General features: G+C 39.4%; 16 protein-coding genes. 9 read left to right on the forward strand and 7 right to left on the reverse strand.

Annotation, left to right across the window (positions count from 1 at the left end):
* Window positions 1-83 precede the first annotated feature (83 nt).
* Entirely contained in the window at window positions 84-794 is a 711-nt protein-coding gene (locus MKL36_RS05605) for a DsbC family protein (RefSeq protein ID WP_000850476.1), read from the forward strand.
* A 182-nt stretch (window positions 795-976) separates the two neighbouring features.
* On the forward strand, window positions 977-1,801 hold the full coding sequence (locus MKL36_RS05610; RefSeq protein WP_000734697.1) for a tetratricopeptide repeat protein: 825 nt from the start codon (window positions 977-979) through the stop codon (window positions 1,799-1,801).
* 34 nt (window positions 1,802-1,835) lie between these two features.
* Here MKL36_RS05610 and MKL36_RS05615 read toward each other — a convergent pair whose 3' ends face one another.
* The 4 genes from MKL36_RS05615 to MKL36_RS05630 all read right to left on the reverse strand — a co-directional run bounded on the left by MKL36_RS05615 (window position 1,836) and on the right by MKL36_RS05630 (window position 6,847).
* A complete protein-coding gene (locus tag MKL36_RS05615; RefSeq protein WP_000231860.1) occupies window positions 1,836-2,759 on the reverse strand; it encodes an AEC family transporter in 924 nt (307 codons plus the stop codon).
* Window positions 2,760-2,824: 65 nt separating this feature from the next.
* Window positions 2,825-3,934, reverse strand: coding sequence for an NADH:flavin oxidoreductase/NADH oxidase (locus MKL36_RS05620; RefSeq protein ID WP_021511294.1), 1,110 nt, complete (start codon window positions 3,932-3,934; stop codon window positions 2,825-2,827).
* Between the two features lie 9 nt (window positions 3,935-3,943).
* The gene (locus tag MKL36_RS05625; RefSeq protein WP_000055221.1) at window positions 3,944-6,148 is read right to left on the reverse strand and encodes a TonB-dependent receptor family protein; all 2,205 of its coding nucleotides are present in this window, start codon (window positions 6,146-6,148) and stop codon (window positions 3,944-3,946) included.
* Between the two features lie 132 nt (window positions 6,149-6,280).
* Window positions 6,281-6,847, reverse strand: coding sequence for a DNA-3-methyladenine glycosylase (locus tag MKL36_RS05630; RefSeq protein WP_001280163.1), 567 nt, complete (start codon window positions 6,845-6,847; stop codon window positions 6,281-6,283).
* 75 nt (window positions 6,848-6,922) lie between these two features.
* Here MKL36_RS05630 and mutM point away from each other — a divergent pair, with 75 nt between their 5' ends.
* Both mutM and MKL36_RS05640 read left to right on the forward strand, forming a co-directional pair.
* Complete coding sequence (mutM, locus tag MKL36_RS05635) at window positions 6,923-7,747, forward strand: bifunctional DNA-formamidopyrimidine glycosylase/DNA-(apurinic or apyrimidinic site) lyase (protein WP_001114566.1); 825 nt, start codon at window positions 6,923-6,925, stop codon at window positions 7,745-7,747.
* Window positions 7,748-7,766: 19 nt separating this feature from the next.
* On the forward strand, window positions 7,767-8,057 hold the full coding sequence (locus MKL36_RS05640; RefSeq protein ID WP_001192454.1) for a peptidylprolyl isomerase: 291 nt from the start codon (window positions 7,767-7,769) through the stop codon (window positions 8,055-8,057).
* 10 nt (window positions 8,058-8,067) lie between these two features.
* On the opposite strand, the gene MKL36_RS05645 is transcribed toward MKL36_RS05640, so the two are convergent.
* The 3 genes from MKL36_RS05645 to typA form a co-directional block, all read right to left on the reverse strand.
* A complete protein-coding gene (locus MKL36_RS05645) occupies window positions 8,068-8,421 on the reverse strand; it encodes a gamma-glutamylcyclotransferase family protein (RefSeq protein WP_001072497.1) in 354 nt (117 codons plus the stop codon).
* Between the two features lie 142 nt (window positions 8,422-8,563).
* Window positions 8,564-8,995: a large conductance mechanosensitive channel protein MscL gene (mscL, locus tag MKL36_RS05650; RefSeq protein WP_000022555.1), complete on the reverse strand. Its 432-nt coding sequence runs from the start codon at window positions 8,993-8,995 to the stop codon at window positions 8,564-8,566.
* A 255-nt stretch (window positions 8,996-9,250) separates the two neighbouring features.
* Window positions 9,251-11,086 carry a translational GTPase TypA gene (typA, locus tag MKL36_RS05655; RefSeq protein ID WP_001280092.1) on the reverse strand — a complete coding sequence of 612 codons (1,836 nt, stop codon included), beginning with the start codon at window positions 11,084-11,086 and terminating at the stop codon, window positions 9,251-9,253.
* 178 nt (window positions 11,087-11,264) lie between these two features.
* On the opposite strand from typA, the gene MKL36_RS05660 reads away from it, so the two are divergent.
* The 5 genes from MKL36_RS05660 to MKL36_RS05680 all read left to right on the forward strand — a co-directional run bounded on the left by MKL36_RS05660 (window position 11,265) and on the right by MKL36_RS05680 (window position 16,825).
* Window positions 11,265-12,623, forward strand: coding sequence for a uracil-xanthine permease family protein (locus MKL36_RS05660; RefSeq protein WP_000070856.1), 1,359 nt, complete (start codon window positions 11,265-11,267; stop codon window positions 12,621-12,623).
* A gap of 62 nt (window positions 12,624-12,685) precedes the next feature.
* Window positions 12,686-13,699: a methyltransferase gene (locus tag MKL36_RS05665; RefSeq protein ID WP_021511293.1), complete on the forward strand. Its 1,014-nt coding sequence runs from the start codon at window positions 12,686-12,688 to the stop codon at window positions 13,697-13,699.
* Window positions 13,700-13,720: 21 nt separating this feature from the next.
* Window positions 13,721-15,181: an amino acid permease gene (locus MKL36_RS05670; RefSeq protein ID WP_000004971.1), complete on the forward strand. Its 1,461-nt coding sequence runs from the start codon at window positions 13,721-13,723 to the stop codon at window positions 15,179-15,181.
* Window positions 15,182-15,457: 276 nt separating this feature from the next.
* On the forward strand, window positions 15,458-16,663 hold the full coding sequence (locus MKL36_RS05675) for an RtcB family protein (RefSeq protein ID WP_009519721.1): 1,206 nt from the start codon (window positions 15,458-15,460) through the stop codon (window positions 16,661-16,663).
* Window positions 16,664-16,681: 18 nt separating this feature from the next.
* Window positions 16,682-16,825: a hypothetical protein gene (locus MKL36_RS05680; RefSeq protein WP_162138624.1), complete on the forward strand. Its 144-nt coding sequence runs from the start codon at window positions 16,682-16,684 to the stop codon at window positions 16,823-16,825.
* The last annotated feature ends 85 nt before the right edge of the window (window positions 16,826-16,910 follow it).

The raw sequence follows: 16,910 nt of genomic DNA on the forward strand, positions 1-16,910 counted from the left end.
CTAATGAATTCATTAAATTAGGGCATCAATTTTTTAAGTTTTCTATGCCATCATAATCCATGTTGTAATCTAAGAGAAAAAATATGAAAACTAAACTTGCTACACTCATGTTGAGTTTGGCTTTTTTCGGTTCTGCTCATGCTGATGTTAAAACACTTGAACAAAATCTGAAGACAAATTATCCAGACCTCCCTGTAAAAGGTGTCTATCAGTCACCTGTCGCTGGGATTTATGAAGTCTATACAAGTGGCCGTATTGTTTATACCAATCAAGATGCAAAATACTTTTTTGTAGGCAATTTAGTTGATATCAAACAACAAAAAAATATGACAGAAGAGCGAATTGCCGAATTGGGTAAAATTGATGTTAAAAGTCTCCCATTAAATCAGGCAATTAAATACGTCAAAGGTAAAGGAGAACGTACTCTTTATATTTTCAGTGACCCTGATTGCCCTTACTGTCAGCGTCTAGAACAAAATATGGTTGGGGTAGATAACGTAACGGTATATGTATTCTTATATCCGCTGACCAGCTTACATCCAAATGCTGAAAAGGTTTCTAATCAAATCTGGTGCTCTAAAAACCCTTCAGAAGCTTGGACAAATTATATGCTTAACCGTAAATTGCCAGCAGCTGGCAAAAGCTGTACAAGTCCAATTCAGAAAAATATTGCTTTAGGCCAGAAATTAAATATAGATGGCACACCAACTCTGTTCTTACAAGATGGTCAAAGAATCTCTGGCGTACCAAGTGATGCAAAACAGATTGAAGCATTATTACAGTCAGTAAAATAATCCAATACGCCATTCTCTTAAGTAGAGTGGCGTATTATTTTTCTCCACAGTTTGCTTTATAGACATCGTTTTATATACAAATCGGCTGTTTACTTTCGCCCATCAATATTTATGATGAGAAATTGAATTGAGCTAATACATCGATGGAATGATGTAGCTACAAAGTAAAAGGTTAAAAAGAAATGAAGAAATTACTTATCGCCAGTCTAATTGCCATTTCAAGTTCATCAATCTTTGCAGCAGACACTACGACATCTGCAGCTAAAAACGATGTATTTAAACAGGCTGAGCAGCTATACGCAGCAAAAAATTATCCTGCTGCTTTTCAAGAAGTCCAACGTCTTGCACAAACAGGAAATGCTCAAGCCATCTATAACTTAGGCTATATGACACAAATGGGCCAAGGCACTGCCAAAGATAATGCCAAAGCTCTAAAATATTATGAAGATGCCTCAAATAAAGGTTATGCTCAAGCGAGTTACACGCTTGCACAAATTTATGAGACTGGTGAATTAGGTGTTGCCAAAGATAGCAACAAATTCAGTCAATATATTCAAAAGGCAGCAGCTCAAGGTTCTGATGATGCAACTGTCAAAATAGCAACCATTTTATTTGCACAGAAAAAACCTCAATCTCATCAAATTGCTTTACAAAAGCTGGCGCCTTTGATTAGAAAAGGAAACTACCCTGCTATACAGGTCAAAGCGCTTTATGATATTAGCCAGGGGGTTGAAAATAAAAATCCTTTAATGAAACGCCAAGGCATTGAAGCTTTACAAACAATTGCCCAAAAGGGTTATGCGCCTGCATCTATGGCTTTAGCAACCATGATGGCGAATGGCAATATCATTCCTCAGAACTTGCCTCAAGCAAAACAGATCTTTACTGAGCTTGCTAAACAAAATGTTCCTAATGCTAGAGAATCTTTAGCTTCGGTCGAAAAAATTATTGCTGAGAAGAATAAACAAGCTGCCGCCGCTCCTACGCAGCCAGCTCCTAAAAAATAGTAAAGAGACAATAGCCCCACATGGGGCTTTTCTTTTACCACCACAAGGCAATAAGCCCACTCACACCCATAAAGCCAATAATGGTACTAATCATTAAGGGGGTTAATGCTCTTTCATTTAAACCGTAGGCTTGACCAAAAATACCAAAAGCGATCGGCATTGGCAGCGCAGCAAGTAAAGTGCCAGCATATAACATCTCTTGGCTCACGTTTGGCAGTAAAAGGAACAGCCCAAAAATCACAACAGGCATAAGGATGACATTAAATCCAGCCAACAATATACTTTGGAAATTCACGGCGGTAATACCAATACCAACCAAGCTGCCACCAATAGCAAATAATGCTAGAGGCGAAGCTGTTCTTCCTAAAAGTTCTAAGGCTTGTCCAAGTTTTGAAGGCAGATGAATATCTAGCAAAATGCAGCTCATCCCAACTAAAATTGCAATAATTACAGGGTTTTTAAGTAAATTAATGAATGTTTTTTTCAGTAAAGGCAAAAGCCGTTGCTGTTGATGCAAACCCGCTTCTGCCAAAATAAGCATTAAAGCAACTATTAATAAATTTTCGATAATTAAGGTTAAAGATATATAGATTGCAGCATGACTCCCCATTAGCATGGTTAGAATCGCTGTACCCATAAAACCTGTATTTGACATAGAAGCGCCCATCGATATGACTGCACTATGTGTTAGGCTATTTTTAAAATACTTGCGGTAAAGGATAAAAGCCAAAAAAAACAAGATTAAAGAGCCGCCACCATAAGCAATAAAATAAGCTGGGTGCCAAATATCTTGTAAGTTTTTATTGGCTAAAGATTGGATTAAAAAAGCAGGTAAAGAAATTTTAATAACAAATGCACTCAGAGCCTTAATTTGTTCAGGTGTTACCAGTTTAATGAGGACACTACAGTACCCCATCAATAATAAAATCAAAATTGGTAAAATTACCTGAAAAACCACAGACTACTTCCTCACTCATTTCAAAAGAAAAACGGGCAAATCTTAATTTGCCCGAATATTAAAAACTAAAAAGAATCAAAAAGCTGTTTTAAGCCATGTGGTTGGCAACGCAAATATTGAGGAGCAATTTTGACTTTTGCACCCAATGTAGCAGCAGCATGCCATGGCCAACGTGGGTCATATAACATTGCACGCGCAAGACCAATGGCATCAGCTTGCTGGTTTTCTAAAATTTGTTCAGCATGCTGTGGGTCAGTAATAAGCCCTACCGCAATCACAGGAATAGCTACATGTTTTTTAACCTGTTCCGCGAAAGGAACTTGGTAACCTGCTCCAATAGTAATATTTTGACGCTCATGTAAACCGCCACTAGAGACATGAATATAGGCCGCGCCTAACTGCTCTAAGGCTTTTGATAAACCAACCGTAGACTCAATATCCCACTGCTCATTGCCATCCATCCAATCTGTTGCAGATAAACGTACCCCTACCGGATAACCTTCGGGAACAGCAAGTTTAATTGCCTGAAGAACCTCAAGCGTCATACGCATACGGTTTTCTAAAGAGCCACCATATTCGTCAGTACGTTGATTGGCAATTGGCGATAAGAATTGGTGTAGCAAGTAACCATGAGCAGCATGTACCTCAATTAGCTCAAAGCCCGCTTCAACTGCACGTTTTGCCGCAGCTGCAAAGTCTTGTTGAATTTGTTTAATCTCGGCAATGGTTAAAGCATGTGGCGCTGCATCGTGAACCGAAAAAGTACTTGTACTTGGAGCAACTGTTTGCCAACCATGTGGCTGATCTTTTGCAATTTGGCCTTTACCTAACCAAGGCTTTTCAGTAGATGCCTTACGTCCAGCATGAGCTAATTGAATTCCAAATGGCATAGGAGAAAGTGTTTTAACTTTTCCCAATAAAGTTTTGATCTGGTCACGTTGCTGATCATTCCAAAGGCCAAGGTCTGCATAACTAATTCGACCTTCCGCCTGTACAGCTGTAGCTTCCACAATACATAGCCCAGCTCCAGACAACGCGTAATTTGCCCATTGCTGTTCATGCCAATAGGTAATTTCGCCTTCATCTGTTGCCGAATATTGGCACATTGGGGCAATTACAATTCTATTGACCAGTTGTAGTGAATCGAAATTAACCGTTTCAAATAATTTTGCCATTTTTAATTCCTAGAATTGTTTAATTACACGTAAACCTGCACTCCAGTTACGTCCATCAGCAGGTTCGAAATAGCGGCTATTACCGTCATTTACAATAACTGAACCTGCATATTTTTTATCAAAGAGGTTATCTACACGAGCAAAGCTATTGACTTTCCAATCGCCCATTACCCATGCATAACCAACATTTGCTGAGGTTACACTGTAGCTCGGTGCTGCGTCACTGTTGGTATCATTCACGTATACTTTGTCCATATACTGTACATCTACACCACCATATAGACCGTGCGATGGCTGCCATGCCAAAGAGGCATAAGCTTGGTTTTTGGCAATACCTGGTATGGCATTTCCTGTTGGAATTGCTGAAGCGAGAACTTTGTTGTCTTGATCAAGTTTTTCAGGAACGTTCGCATCAAAAGTCGCATCTAAATATGTATAACTTGCAGTCGCAGTTAAATCTCGCCACAACTTTTTATTCCATGCAAACTCTACACCTTCACGTAAGGTTTTATCTGCATTACGAAAGGTTGAACGCCCCCCTAAGTTTCCCGCTGAAACAATATCATTCTTAGTCTTTGTTTGGAAAACTGCCAAAGTAAAATCACCTAAAAGATTTTGTGACTTTAAGCCTGTTTCATAGGTATCGCTTGTAGATGGTTTTAAACCAAAGTTAAAACCTGACTTTGAAATATCAGTGTGATAAGCCATTTCAGTAAAAGTTGGTGTTTCAAAACCTTTGGCATAACTTACATAGGCCATGAGTTCAGGTAAAATTTGCCAACTTAAAGCAGCAGAAGGTAAAACTTTCTCGTAATCCGTTTTGCCACTATCATCACCGTTAACAGTCCCATACTCATCAGGCCCTGAAGTAAAATGATCTTTTGACTTGTAATGGACATTGCTATAACGCACACCCGTGTCTAAACGCCACGTAGGTAAGAACTGCCATGAAGCTTGTAAATATGGATCGATATTCCATAAAGTATTGTCTTCATCACGGCGTAAATTACCTTTGACGCCATAAATACCATCCGCATTAAAATTTTCAAAGCCTTTACGTTCCTCATCCATTGCATCGAATGCAACCCCGATGCTTACAGTGGTATTTGGTAGTAGTTCTTTACCTGTCCAACGGAAATCAGCACCATAATAATTACGTTCAAAATCAATGACTCCGCCAGCATGCTTAGGGCTCTTTTGACCTGTATAAACTGGCTTACCATTTTCCACTACTACCTGACCTTGTGGGATAGATTGATATTGAGTAACTTGGCGATTGCCTAAATATGCCATGGCGTACAGTTCGTGCTGATCATTGATTGGTTTAAACCAAGTTATACCTGTTTGAGTTTGTTCAATATCTTTGCGCGCGTTAAACCCCCATTTTTTTACATAAGGAGCAATCTGTTTTGGGTTTGCTTGCCAATCCTTACGCTCTAACCCCATTGGATCATCGGCATGGATTTTTACATAATTGGTTACCCAGTTGATTTTACTACCATCATCAAGATTCCAGCTGAGCTTTGCATTATTTAACACTTTTTCTGCACCGCTATGTTCGCGGTAACCGTCGGTATCAAAGTATGATGAGCTAATAATATAACTTGGTTCATTCGCCCCTTTTGCCCCACCTTGCAGCACAAGTCCTGCTCGGCTTTTATCATGGCTACCCCCCGAATAACTGAGCTCAATTGAGTCCTTCCCTTGCCCTTCTTTAGTAGAAGTTAAAATAGTGCCGCCCGATGAATTTCCATAAAGTGAAGAAAAAGGTCCTGTTAGAACTTCAACATGATCAAGACTGCTTAAGTCGATATTAGATGTTTGGCCCTGCCCATCTGGCATTGTTGCAGGGATACCATCCACATAAAGACGAATACCACGGACACCAAACGTAGAACGTGCACCAAAACCACGCATAGATAGCTGTAGATCTTGCGCATAATTTTCACGGTTACGAATCTGTAAACTCGGTATGCCCTTCACAACTTCAGTTAAATTTACTTGTGAAGAACTATCCACTTGAGGTGCCTCGATTCGGAAAACCGAAGCTGGTGTTTGTAAATAACCAGTGTCAGTACGTGTCGCTTCCACATGTAAAGTTGGTAATTTGGCAACGTCTGAATTTAAGTCTTCTGCCCAAACAAGTGGGCTAGAAATACAGCCCATACTCATCAAAATACAGTAATGAAGTCGGTCTAAGCGTAATAAGGACATGCTTATTTCCTTTATTTATATTGTAGTTATGATAACAAAAAGCAGTGTCTTGTCTGGATATAGAATTCGGTCTACATTGTTGTAAATCTGGAACGCTCGTTTTGCCATATAAGTTTGTTTGCCAAATGAGAATTATCGACTTAATGATGGATGATCTTTCCAGCAATACCGTTCAGGCCAGTCTTTTGCTTCCTCGGCATAATCAATTCCAATACGTGGCGTTAAAACCACTTCTGGCTGTGTAGTGGCTGCTTCAATCCATAGTCCAGATTCTTCACCTAAAGTCTGGCCCTTTAAGGTCCGATCAATGCCCAAATAACGTGTCAGTTTGCCGGGTCCAGCCAAAAGCTTATATTCTTTTTTAGTTGAAGCACTATTTAAAAATGCTGATCGAATCATCACTCCTTCAGGTACACCTTCTGTTTGAGTAATAATGTTGAGCATTTCATACATGCCATAAATTAAATAGACATAAATGGTACCACCATGGCGATACATCACCTCTGTCCGTGCGGTACGTTTGTCATTGTAGCTATGGCAGGCTTTATCGCGAACGCCCAAATAAGCTTCTGTTTCACTAATTGTACAGCGGATAACTTGTCCATCCGGCTGTCGCTTACATAATACGCAGCCGATTAAATCATATGCTACTTCCGAAGTTTCTCGTTGAAACCAGCTTAATGGTAAAATATCTGACATAGTATTCTCTGAAATATTACATACCACACGTTATACTTGATTAATCCAGTATATCTGTTAATTTCGCGAGTTGGCATGCCTGAGTTACCCGAAGTCGAAACCACCAAAACCAGTTTATTTCCATTATTGAATCAAAAAGTTCTAAGTGTTGAAGTACGCAATCCTAGCTTACGCTGGCCTATACCAGATAATGTTCAGAAACTTGTTGGACAACGTCTCATTGGGTTAAATCGACGTTCAAAATATATTTTGGCAGAGTTTGAACAAGATCAAATGCTCTGGCATTTAGGAATGTCGGGTAGCTTTCGCCTGTGTCAACCAAACGATGAATTGAGAAAACACGATCATCTCATTATTCAATTTGAAGATCAGCAGTTACGTTACCATGACCCACGTCGTTTTGGCTGTATTCTTTGGCTTAACCCTGAAACTCAAGGCAAACTCATCGATACTTTAGGACCAGAGCCTTTAAGTACTGACTTTCATGCAGAATATTTAGCTTCTAAACTCAAGAATAAATCTGTCGGCATAAAAATTGCACTCATGGATAATCATGTAGTGGTTGGTGTTGGCAATATCTATGCAACTGAAAGCTTGTTTAATGTTGGCATTCATCCAGCACAGCCCGCTGGTGATTTAACCATGCAACAGATTGAGAAACTGGTTGTTGAGATTAAGCGAATTTTGAAGTCAGCAATTGATTTAGGCGGCTCGACTTTACGAGACTACAGCAATGCCATGGGTGAAAATGGTTATTTTCAACAGACTTTACTCGCTTATGGTCGTGCCGGAGAAATGTGTGTTAACTGTGAAACCACATTAGAAAACTTAAAACTCGGTCAGCGTGCCAGCGTATTTTGCCCACAGTGCCAACCACTTAAAAAGCTGAGAAAGCCTTAATTTTTTGGAGGAAGACAACATGCAAACAGCAATTGTCCGACATATTTTAGTCAAAGATAAAGACTTAGCCGAACAGCTGAAAAAGAAGCTACAAAGTGGTGCTGACTTTGCCAAACTTGCCAAGCAATACTCCACCTGTAATTCGGCAAAACGTGGTGGTGAACTTGGTGAAGTCAAAAAAGGGCAATTGGTGCCTGTCATTGACAAAGTAGTTTTTACAGCTGCTGAACGTGTGTTACAAGGTCCAATCAAAAGCCAGTTTGGCTATCATCTCTTAGAAGTTAAATTCAGAATGACTGGCTTACGTTGATTTCAGCATTTTACTTGTAATTGTGAGAAGCTTTAGCCTGCATATTGACTTGATATGTCCAGGCTTTAACATACTCACCCGATTCTAATTTTATATCTGCTGTCACACGTTGGTATTGAAAACCTTCAAAATCATCTAACATTTGCCAGTTTTCTGCTAACTTTTCTGTGCTAAACAAATAGCCTTCTACCCAATCTGCTTCTGGATCTAACTCTAAAGCCTTTAAACCTTTGTCTGGTCCCCAATCTAAAATATGAATCACTCCTCGTACACTCGCTTTTGTCCAGTTACCACCAATCTGCTCTAAAATATGAGCATTTGCTTTATTAGGGCATAAAGTTCCATATACAAAAAGCTGATTCATTAATTTATGTTCCTTGTTCTATCTGCTTAGCTAAACTTAACTGTGATTTAGCAAGTTTATCAATATCTCTGGTCCAGTATAAAATGCTATGTAATAAAAAACGGTACTCTAGGTACCGTTTTTTATACTCAAATTCTTTTTATTAAGCTTGTTTTTTCAACTCATCACGAATTTCACGTAATAATTGGATATCTTCTGGAGTTGCAGCTGGAGCTTCTGGCTCATTCTTATCACGGCGAAGTTTGTTTAATAATTTCACCATTAAGAACACAACCCAAGCCAAAATCAGGAAGTTAATTAAAATGGTCAGGAAGTTACCATAAGTTAATACATTGATACCTGCTTTTTGTAAGGCATCTAGAGATTGTAAGTTATTAGGGTTTGCACCTAACACGATAAATTTCTGCGAGAAATCAACACCACCACCAGTAATTACAGTGATAAGCGGCATGATGATATCTTTTACTAACGAGTCTACGATTTTGCCAAAAGCACCACCAATAATTACACCAATGGCTAAATCCATCATATTGCCTTTAATGGCAAATTCTTTAAATTCTTGAATAATACTCATCTAAACATCTCCAGATGTAGGGGGGAGGAACACATCATATTTTTCTTTTTTCACTGGCCTCTTATCCGTCTAGATAGTACTCGCCATGATATTGATAATTTAATATTTTTTTCAAAAAAAGAAAGCTATTTCACACTTTAACAACATATTTGCTTACAAGAAAAATATGACTTTAAGTTTACTTTCAGCTTTACCAGTAAGCAATAAAAAACCGCTAAACGAATTTAGCGGTTTTTCTTTTTCATTTAAGAAAAATTATTTATCACGGTTACGTTTACGTTCGTTTTCAGTCAAGTAACGCTTACGGATACGAATTGATTTTGGAGTAACTTCTACTAACTCGTCATCTTCAATAAATTCAAGAGCTTGTTCAAGCGTGAATTCAATTGCAGGTGTTAAAGTTAAGGCATCATCAGTACCAGACGCACGAACGTTAGTTAACTGTTTCGCTTTAGTTGGGTTTACAACCATATCGTCTGAACGAGAGTTAATACCTACGATCATACCTTCGTAAACTTCTAACTGTGGTTTAGCGAATAAACGACCGCGGTCTTGTAAGCTGAATAATGCATAGCCCAAGCATGTACCTTGAACCATAGAAATCAACACACCGTTTTGACGCTTCGCAACAGTACCTTGTTTAAGAGGACCATAGTGAGAGAAGCTTGAAGTCATAATACCAGTACCAGAGGTCATGGTTAAGAATTCAGAACGGAAACCAATTAAGCCACGTGAAGGAACAGTTGCTTCAATACGGATACGGCCTTTACCGTCAACTTCCATATTGGTCATTTCACCTTTACGGTGACCCATTTGTTCCATTACAGCGCCTTGGTGCTGCTCTTCAACGTCAAACGTTACGTTTTCGTAAGGTTCTTGTTTTTCACCATCAATTTCTTTAATGATTACTTGCGGACGTGATACACCTAATTCGAAGCCTTCACGACGCATGTTTTCAATTAAAACTGAAAGGTGAAGTTCACCACGGCCAGATACTTTGAAACGGTCTGGACTGTCAGTATCTTCAACACGTAAAGCTACGTTGTGAATTAATTCGCGGTCAAGACGCTCACGAATATTACGTGAAGTTACGAATTTACCTTCTTTACCAGCAAACGGAGAGTTGTTTACTTGGAAAGTCATAGACACTGTAGGTTCATCTACAGATAAAGGTGGTAATGCTTCAACATTTTTCGGATCACAAATCGTGTCAGAAATGTTAAGTGCATCAATACCAGTAATACATACGATATCGCCCGCAGATGCAGAATCAACATCAATACGCTCTAAACCATGGTAACCCATGATTTTTAAGATACGACCGTTACGTGTATTGCCTTCTTTGTCAATTACAGTAACAGGAGTATTTAGTTTTACAGAACCACGTTGAATACGACCAACACCGATAACACCTACGAAGCTGTTATAGTCAAGTGATGAAATCTGCATTTGGAATGGACCATCAACATCAACAGCTGGTGGCTCAACGATGTCTACAATCGTTTCGAACAACGGAGTCATGTCTTCTGCAAGCTCTTCAGGAGCAGGACCCGCTACACCACGTAAACCTGATGCATAAACGATTGGGAAATCAAGTTGCTCATCAGTTGCGCCAAGGTTATCAAACAAATCAAATACTTGATCGATTACCCAGTCTGGACGCGCACTTGGCTTGTCAACTTTGTTGATAATCACGATTGGTTTTAAACCACGGGCAAAGGCTTTTTGAGTCACAAAGCGAGTTTGTGGCATTGGGCCTTCTTGTGAGTCAACAAGAAGTAGTACGCAGTCAACCATCGACATTACACGTTCTACTTCACCGCCGAAGTCGGCGTGTCCCGGGGTATCCACGATGTTGATACGGTAAGTTGTATCTGTACGTTTGTCTAACCAAGTAATAGCGGTGTTTTTCGCTAAGATGGTAATACCACGTTCACTTTCAAGCGCATTCGAGTCCATGACACGCTCAATCTCGCCTGCTCGGTCACCGAGAGCACCTGATTGCTGAAGTAGTTTATCGACAAGTGTGGTTTTCCCGTGGTCGACGTGCGCAATAATTGCGATATTACGGAGATTTTTGATATCTGACATGAAAATTCGAAACGCCTAAAATTTGAGGGCAAATTATACAGAAAAACACTACTCTTGAGTAGTGACAGTTTATTGACATTGACAAAAAAATTTTCCAATAGTCTGTATTTCGTTTTGTAAAGATAGGTATCTCGATTAGAATAGCGCCAATTTGCGAAATTGCGGCGTATTTACTCCCATGTCCAATCAACCATCACAAGACCGTCTTGACCTCGTTTATGGGCTAGATGACCGACCAAAACCGTTCGTGGCTTTTTTGGCAGCTTTTCAACATTTGCTTGCAATTATTGTCCCGATTGTTACTCCCGGGCTTCTAATTTGCTTAGCATTAGGCGTTCCACGAAATGAAACCAATATGATTTTATCAATGTCTTTGGTCATTTCAGGAATCGCGACTTTCTTACAATGTAAAAAAGTTGGTCCGTTTGGTGCAGGCTTACTTATTGTTCAAGGTACAAGTTTTAACTTTATTGGCCCGATTATCGGTATTGGCAGTGCAATGGTTGCTGCAGGTACACCAGTCAATCAAGTTATGGCTGCTATTTTTGGTGTTGTGATTGCAGGTTCATTTATTGAAATGGGCGTATCACAAATTCTCCCATGGGTAAAAAAGCTAATTACTCCCCTTGTGACAGGTATTGTGGTACTCCTGATTGGTCTAACGCTCATTAAAGAAGGTTTGATTAGTATGGGCGGTGGTTATCAAGCCATGCAGGACCATACTTTTGCCAGTGCTGATAACCTTATAATGTCGTGTACGGTTCTTGCTATTATTATTGTCCTAAACCGTATTCGTATTGTCTGGATTAAAAGTTCAGCTATTTTAATTGCTTTAGTGATTGGCTACATTCTTGCCGGCTTTATGGGATATCTAGACTTCTCTGGTCTAAAAGATGCGCCCGTGATTCAAATTCCGACACCGATGCATTTTGGCTTAAGCTTCTCATGGGGCTTATTTATTCCAATGGCATTTATTTATTTGGTTACGTCTTTAGAAGCAATTGGTGACGTAACGGCAACCAGTAAACTATCAAACCAACCTGTAGATGGTCCTCAGTGGATGCAACGTATTAAAGGTGGTGTGTTAGTAAATGGTGCAAATTCACTACTTGCTGGCCTATTCAATACTTTCCCAAGCTCCGTGTTTGCCCAAAATAATGGTGTTATCCAATTAACTGGCGTAGCAAGTCGTTATGTAGGAATCTGGATTGCTGCTTTACTCATTTTATTAGGTCTATTCCCTGCTGTAGCTGGTGTAATACAAGCTGTTCCACAAGCCGTATTAGGTGGAGCAGTCATGGTAATGTTCGGTGCTGTTGCTGCCTCAGGTATTAATATTCTTTCATCAATTCATTTAGATCGCCGCGCTCTTTTAATTATTGCAATTTCACTTGCATTAGGTTTGGGTGTTGCTCAAGTGCCACAAATTTTGGAGCATCTGCCAGAATTATTTAAAAATATTTTTAGTTCCGGCGTAGCAACAGGCGGTATTGCAGCATTAATTTTAAATGTTGTACTCCCAGAAACACATAAATAACCAATTTTAATTTTGATTACTGCCCAGTTTTCACTGGGCATTCTTCTTCATGAGAGATGTACATGGACCCTAGAAGTGAAGTGATATTAAGACAACAAAACTATTTAAAAGGTAGGGTCTTGTTAATTAATGCACCGAATGACGCCCTAGTCAGTCAATTACCCACTGAGATTGATGCATCAGTGTGGACTTGGAATTATGCTGAATATCAGGGTTTTGTGAATGCAGGCACACCAGCTCATTTCTCGGTTGAGTTTCCATCACAAGAATTTGATCAGGCTATAATTTTTGTTCCAAAATCAAAAGAGCTTTTAAACTATATATTGCATGTAGTGATGAGCCATCTGAAAATTGACCAATCAGTTTTTTTAGTAGGTGAAAAAAAAGGTGGTGTTGAGAGAGCGGCAAAACAACTACAAAGCTTTGGCCAGATACTTAAACTCGATAGTGCACGACATTGTCAGTTATGGCATTTAAAAATTGAGAAAACTGAAAAGATCAAACCTCTTGAAAGCTGGTTAAAAACCTATACTGTTCAAGTAAATGAGCAAGAACTTACCATTTGTGCCTTACCCGGCGTTTTCAGCCAAACTCATCTAGATGTCGGAACTGCTGTTTTACTCCCTTATCTAAATCAGGTGAAATCAGGTAGAATTGCCGACTTCGGGTGTGGAGCTGGAATTATCAGTTGCTATTTGGCAAAAGCAAATTCAAGTAATATTATCCATGCCCTAGATATTGATGCCTTCGCTTTACAGTCAACGGAAATGACTTTTAGTCGAAATGGAATAGGTTCAGACCAGTTGAGATTGCAGCCTGTTACAGGAATTGCAGACGCCCCAACAGAACTTGATGCCATTGTCAGTAATCCTCCCTTCCATCAGGGTATTCATACCAACTATGATGCAAGTGAAGGACTCTGCCAGAACGCTAAAAAACATTTAAAGGCATCAGGTGAGCTATGGATTGTAGCGAACCGTTTTTTAAACTATCCGATCTTAATTGAGAAGCACTTTGGTCAGTGTGAGATTAAAACTGATCTTCAAGGCTTTAAGGTGTTATATGCCTGTGCATAACAAACTATGTAAGGAATCTCCATGAGCGAAACACATGCTCCTGAAAAACTCCAGCGTAAGCTTGGGGCTCGTCATCTGAATATGATCGCCATTGGTGGTTCCATTGGTACAGGTCTTTTCCTTGCTTCTGGGTCAACCATTGCAAATGCAGGTCCAGGTGGGGCGTTACTCGCCTACTCCCTCATTGGTATTATGATTTACTTCTTAATGACCAGTTTAGGTGAACTTGCGACACACACACCAACATCCGGTGCTTTCTTTACCTATGGAAGTCGCTATGTCGAAGAGGGTTTTGGTTTCGCTCTAGGCTGGAACTACTGGTACAACTGGGCAATTACGGTTGCGTTTGAACTCGTTGCCGTACAGTTTATTATGAAATTCTGGTTCCCAGATGTTCCCGGATTCTATTGGAGCGCCCTCTTTCTCGTCATTATCTTTATGATTAATGCGATGACCGTAAAAGGATTTGGTGAAAGTGAATTCTGGTTCTCCATGGTTAAAGTAATTGCCATTGTTGCCTTTATTATTATTGGTATCGCCATGATTATTAAGATTATGTTGACACCAGGAGTAGCAACTTTTGGCAACTGGACTTATAAAGAGGCACCATTCGTAGGTGGTTTACAAGCCATGATTGGGGTAGCCATGATTGCTGGGTTCTCATTTCAGGGAACCGAGATGGTAGGTGTTGCAGCGGGTGAATCAAAAGATCCGAAGAAAACGATTCCGCTTGCAATTAAACAGATTTTCTGGCGAATTTTATTATTCTATATCTTGTGTATTTTCATTATCGGCACCCTTATTGCCTATGATGATCCAAACTTATTACAAGCAGCAGCAACAGAAAATATTGCTCTTTCTCCTTTCACCTTACTTTATGAAAAAGTAGGTTTTGCTTTTGCTGCAAGCTTAATGAATGCAGTTATTTTGACTGCTATTTTGTCGGCAGGTAACTCGGGCATGTACTCTTCTACCCGTATGTTATTTGATATGGCGCAACAAGGCCGTGCACCAAAATGGTTTGCAAAACTCGATAATCGTGGTGTTCCAATGAATGCGTTATATGCAACTACATTCATTGCTGCATTCTGCTTCTTAACGACTTTTATCGGAGAAAAGCAAGTCTTTAACTGGCTCCTCAATATGTCAGGAATGTGTGGTTTCATTGTCTGGTTAGGTATTGCAATTTCGCATTATCGTTTCCGTAAAGGCTATATTGCTCAAGGTTATAAATTAGAAGATCTTGCATACCGCGCTAAGTTTTTCCCATTCGCACCTTGGTTTGCCTTTATCCTCTGTTCTGTCATTATTTTAGGACAAAACTACCAAGCGGTTTTAGGCGGCAAAATCGACTGGATTGGCTTACTTTCTACTTATATCAGCTTGCCTTTATTCTTAGTAATCTGGCTTGGATATAAATGGAAAAATAAAACTAAATTAATCCCTTACGATCAAATGGATGTAAAACCAGAGCAAGATTAATACTGAGTTCAAGTAATTAATCAGCGCTTATCAAAGGTCAAAAACTTGATCTTTAGTTAAAAACAAGTAAAATGCCGTTCAGATTTTCAACGGCACTTTTTAAAAAAGGAGGACATCATGCCAACACTACAAGGTAAAACACAGTAACGATTTGGCACGATGTCAGCTCACGGACAAGTGTACAAATTTAATTCACTTGTCCGAATGCTCGAATTTAAGACCTAGCATTCGCTAGGTTTTTTTATGCCTATTCGGACAATAAATAAGAGAATAATTATGGGCATACAAAAGATATTAAACGAAGAGGCACAATATGGTGTCCCCGTTAAAATTTTCACTCAAGACATAGATAGTGAAAGTATTGAGCAACTCAAGAAAATGGCACAACTGCAATTTATATATTCTCATATTGCTATTATGCCTGATGTGCATGTTGGAAAAGGTGCAACCGTAGGCAGCGTCATTCCTACCAAACATGCCATTATTCCAGCTGCAGTAGGTGTAGATATTGGCTGCGGAATGAATGCTATTCGTTTGAGCCTGAAAGCTTCACAACTTCCAGATAACTTAAGTCGCTTGCGGGACGCCATTGAACGGAAAGTGCCGGTTGGATTTGCTTTGCATAAACAAGTCAAAGCGAAAGCTTCTAGCATTATTCCACTTGAAAAACGCTTAGAACCTATTATTAAAAAGCATCCGGGTCTTGTCCGAATGCTTCGTCAGTTTGAGGCAACATGGCAAAAACAGTTGGGCACTTTAGGCGGCGGTAATCACTTTATAGAGTTATGTATTGATGAAAATCAAGATGTATGGGTGATGCTCCATTCGGGCAGCCGAGGTCTTGGTAACGTCATAGGTACTTATTTTATTGAGTTAGCCAAGAAAGAGGCACAACATCGCTTTGGGCACGTGCCTGATAAAGATTTAAGTTATTTTGCTGAAGGCTCGCAAAGCTTTAATGATTATGTAGAAGCAGTAGAGTGGGCTCAAGAATATGCTTTTGAAAATCGTAAAGAAATGATGCGATTAATATTAGAAGCAATTCGCCCTCTTCTACCTTCTTTTCAAATGACGAAAGAAGCAATCAATTGTCACCATAACTATGTGAGTCAAGAAACACACTTTGGTGAGAACCTTTTTGTTACAAGAAAAGGGGCAATTAGAGCAGGTTTAGATGAGTTAGGAATTATTCCAGGCTCTATGGGAGCACGCTCGTATATTGTTAAAGGTAAAGCAAACCCTGAATCTTTTTGTTCTTGTTCTCATGGAGCTGGCCGCAAAATGAGCCGAAGCAAAGCAAAAGTTCTTTTTAATCAGCAGGACTTGATTGAACAAACACAAGGGATTGAATGCCGTAAAGACAGTGGTGTAGTCGATGAAATTCCAAGTGCCTATAAAGATATTGATGAGGTTATAGCCAATCAGGCAGATCTCATTGAAGTCGTTCATACTCTTAAACAAGTTTTATGTATTAAAGGTTAAGACATGAAAATTAAAGAAATGCCGAAAATTAAGGTCCGTAATCAAGTGGCCCTATCCCCTCTACTTCACAAAGGTGGTATGCACGAAACAGAAAAACCTCGTGCTCAACATCGTAGAAATAGGCAAGATACTAAACAGCAATTGAAGAAAGGTGTTTGGTAACTATTTTAAGTAATGATTGGAAGAGATTATGAATCAGGAGATTTACAAATGACCAAATATTTTAAAAATCGCCATAAAAAAAGCG

Source organism: Acinetobacter sp. AOR12_HL (assembly GCF_027855275.1).
GTDB classification, from domain to species: Bacteria; Pseudomonadota; Gammaproteobacteria; order Pseudomonadales; family Moraxellaceae; genus Acinetobacter; species Acinetobacter baumannii.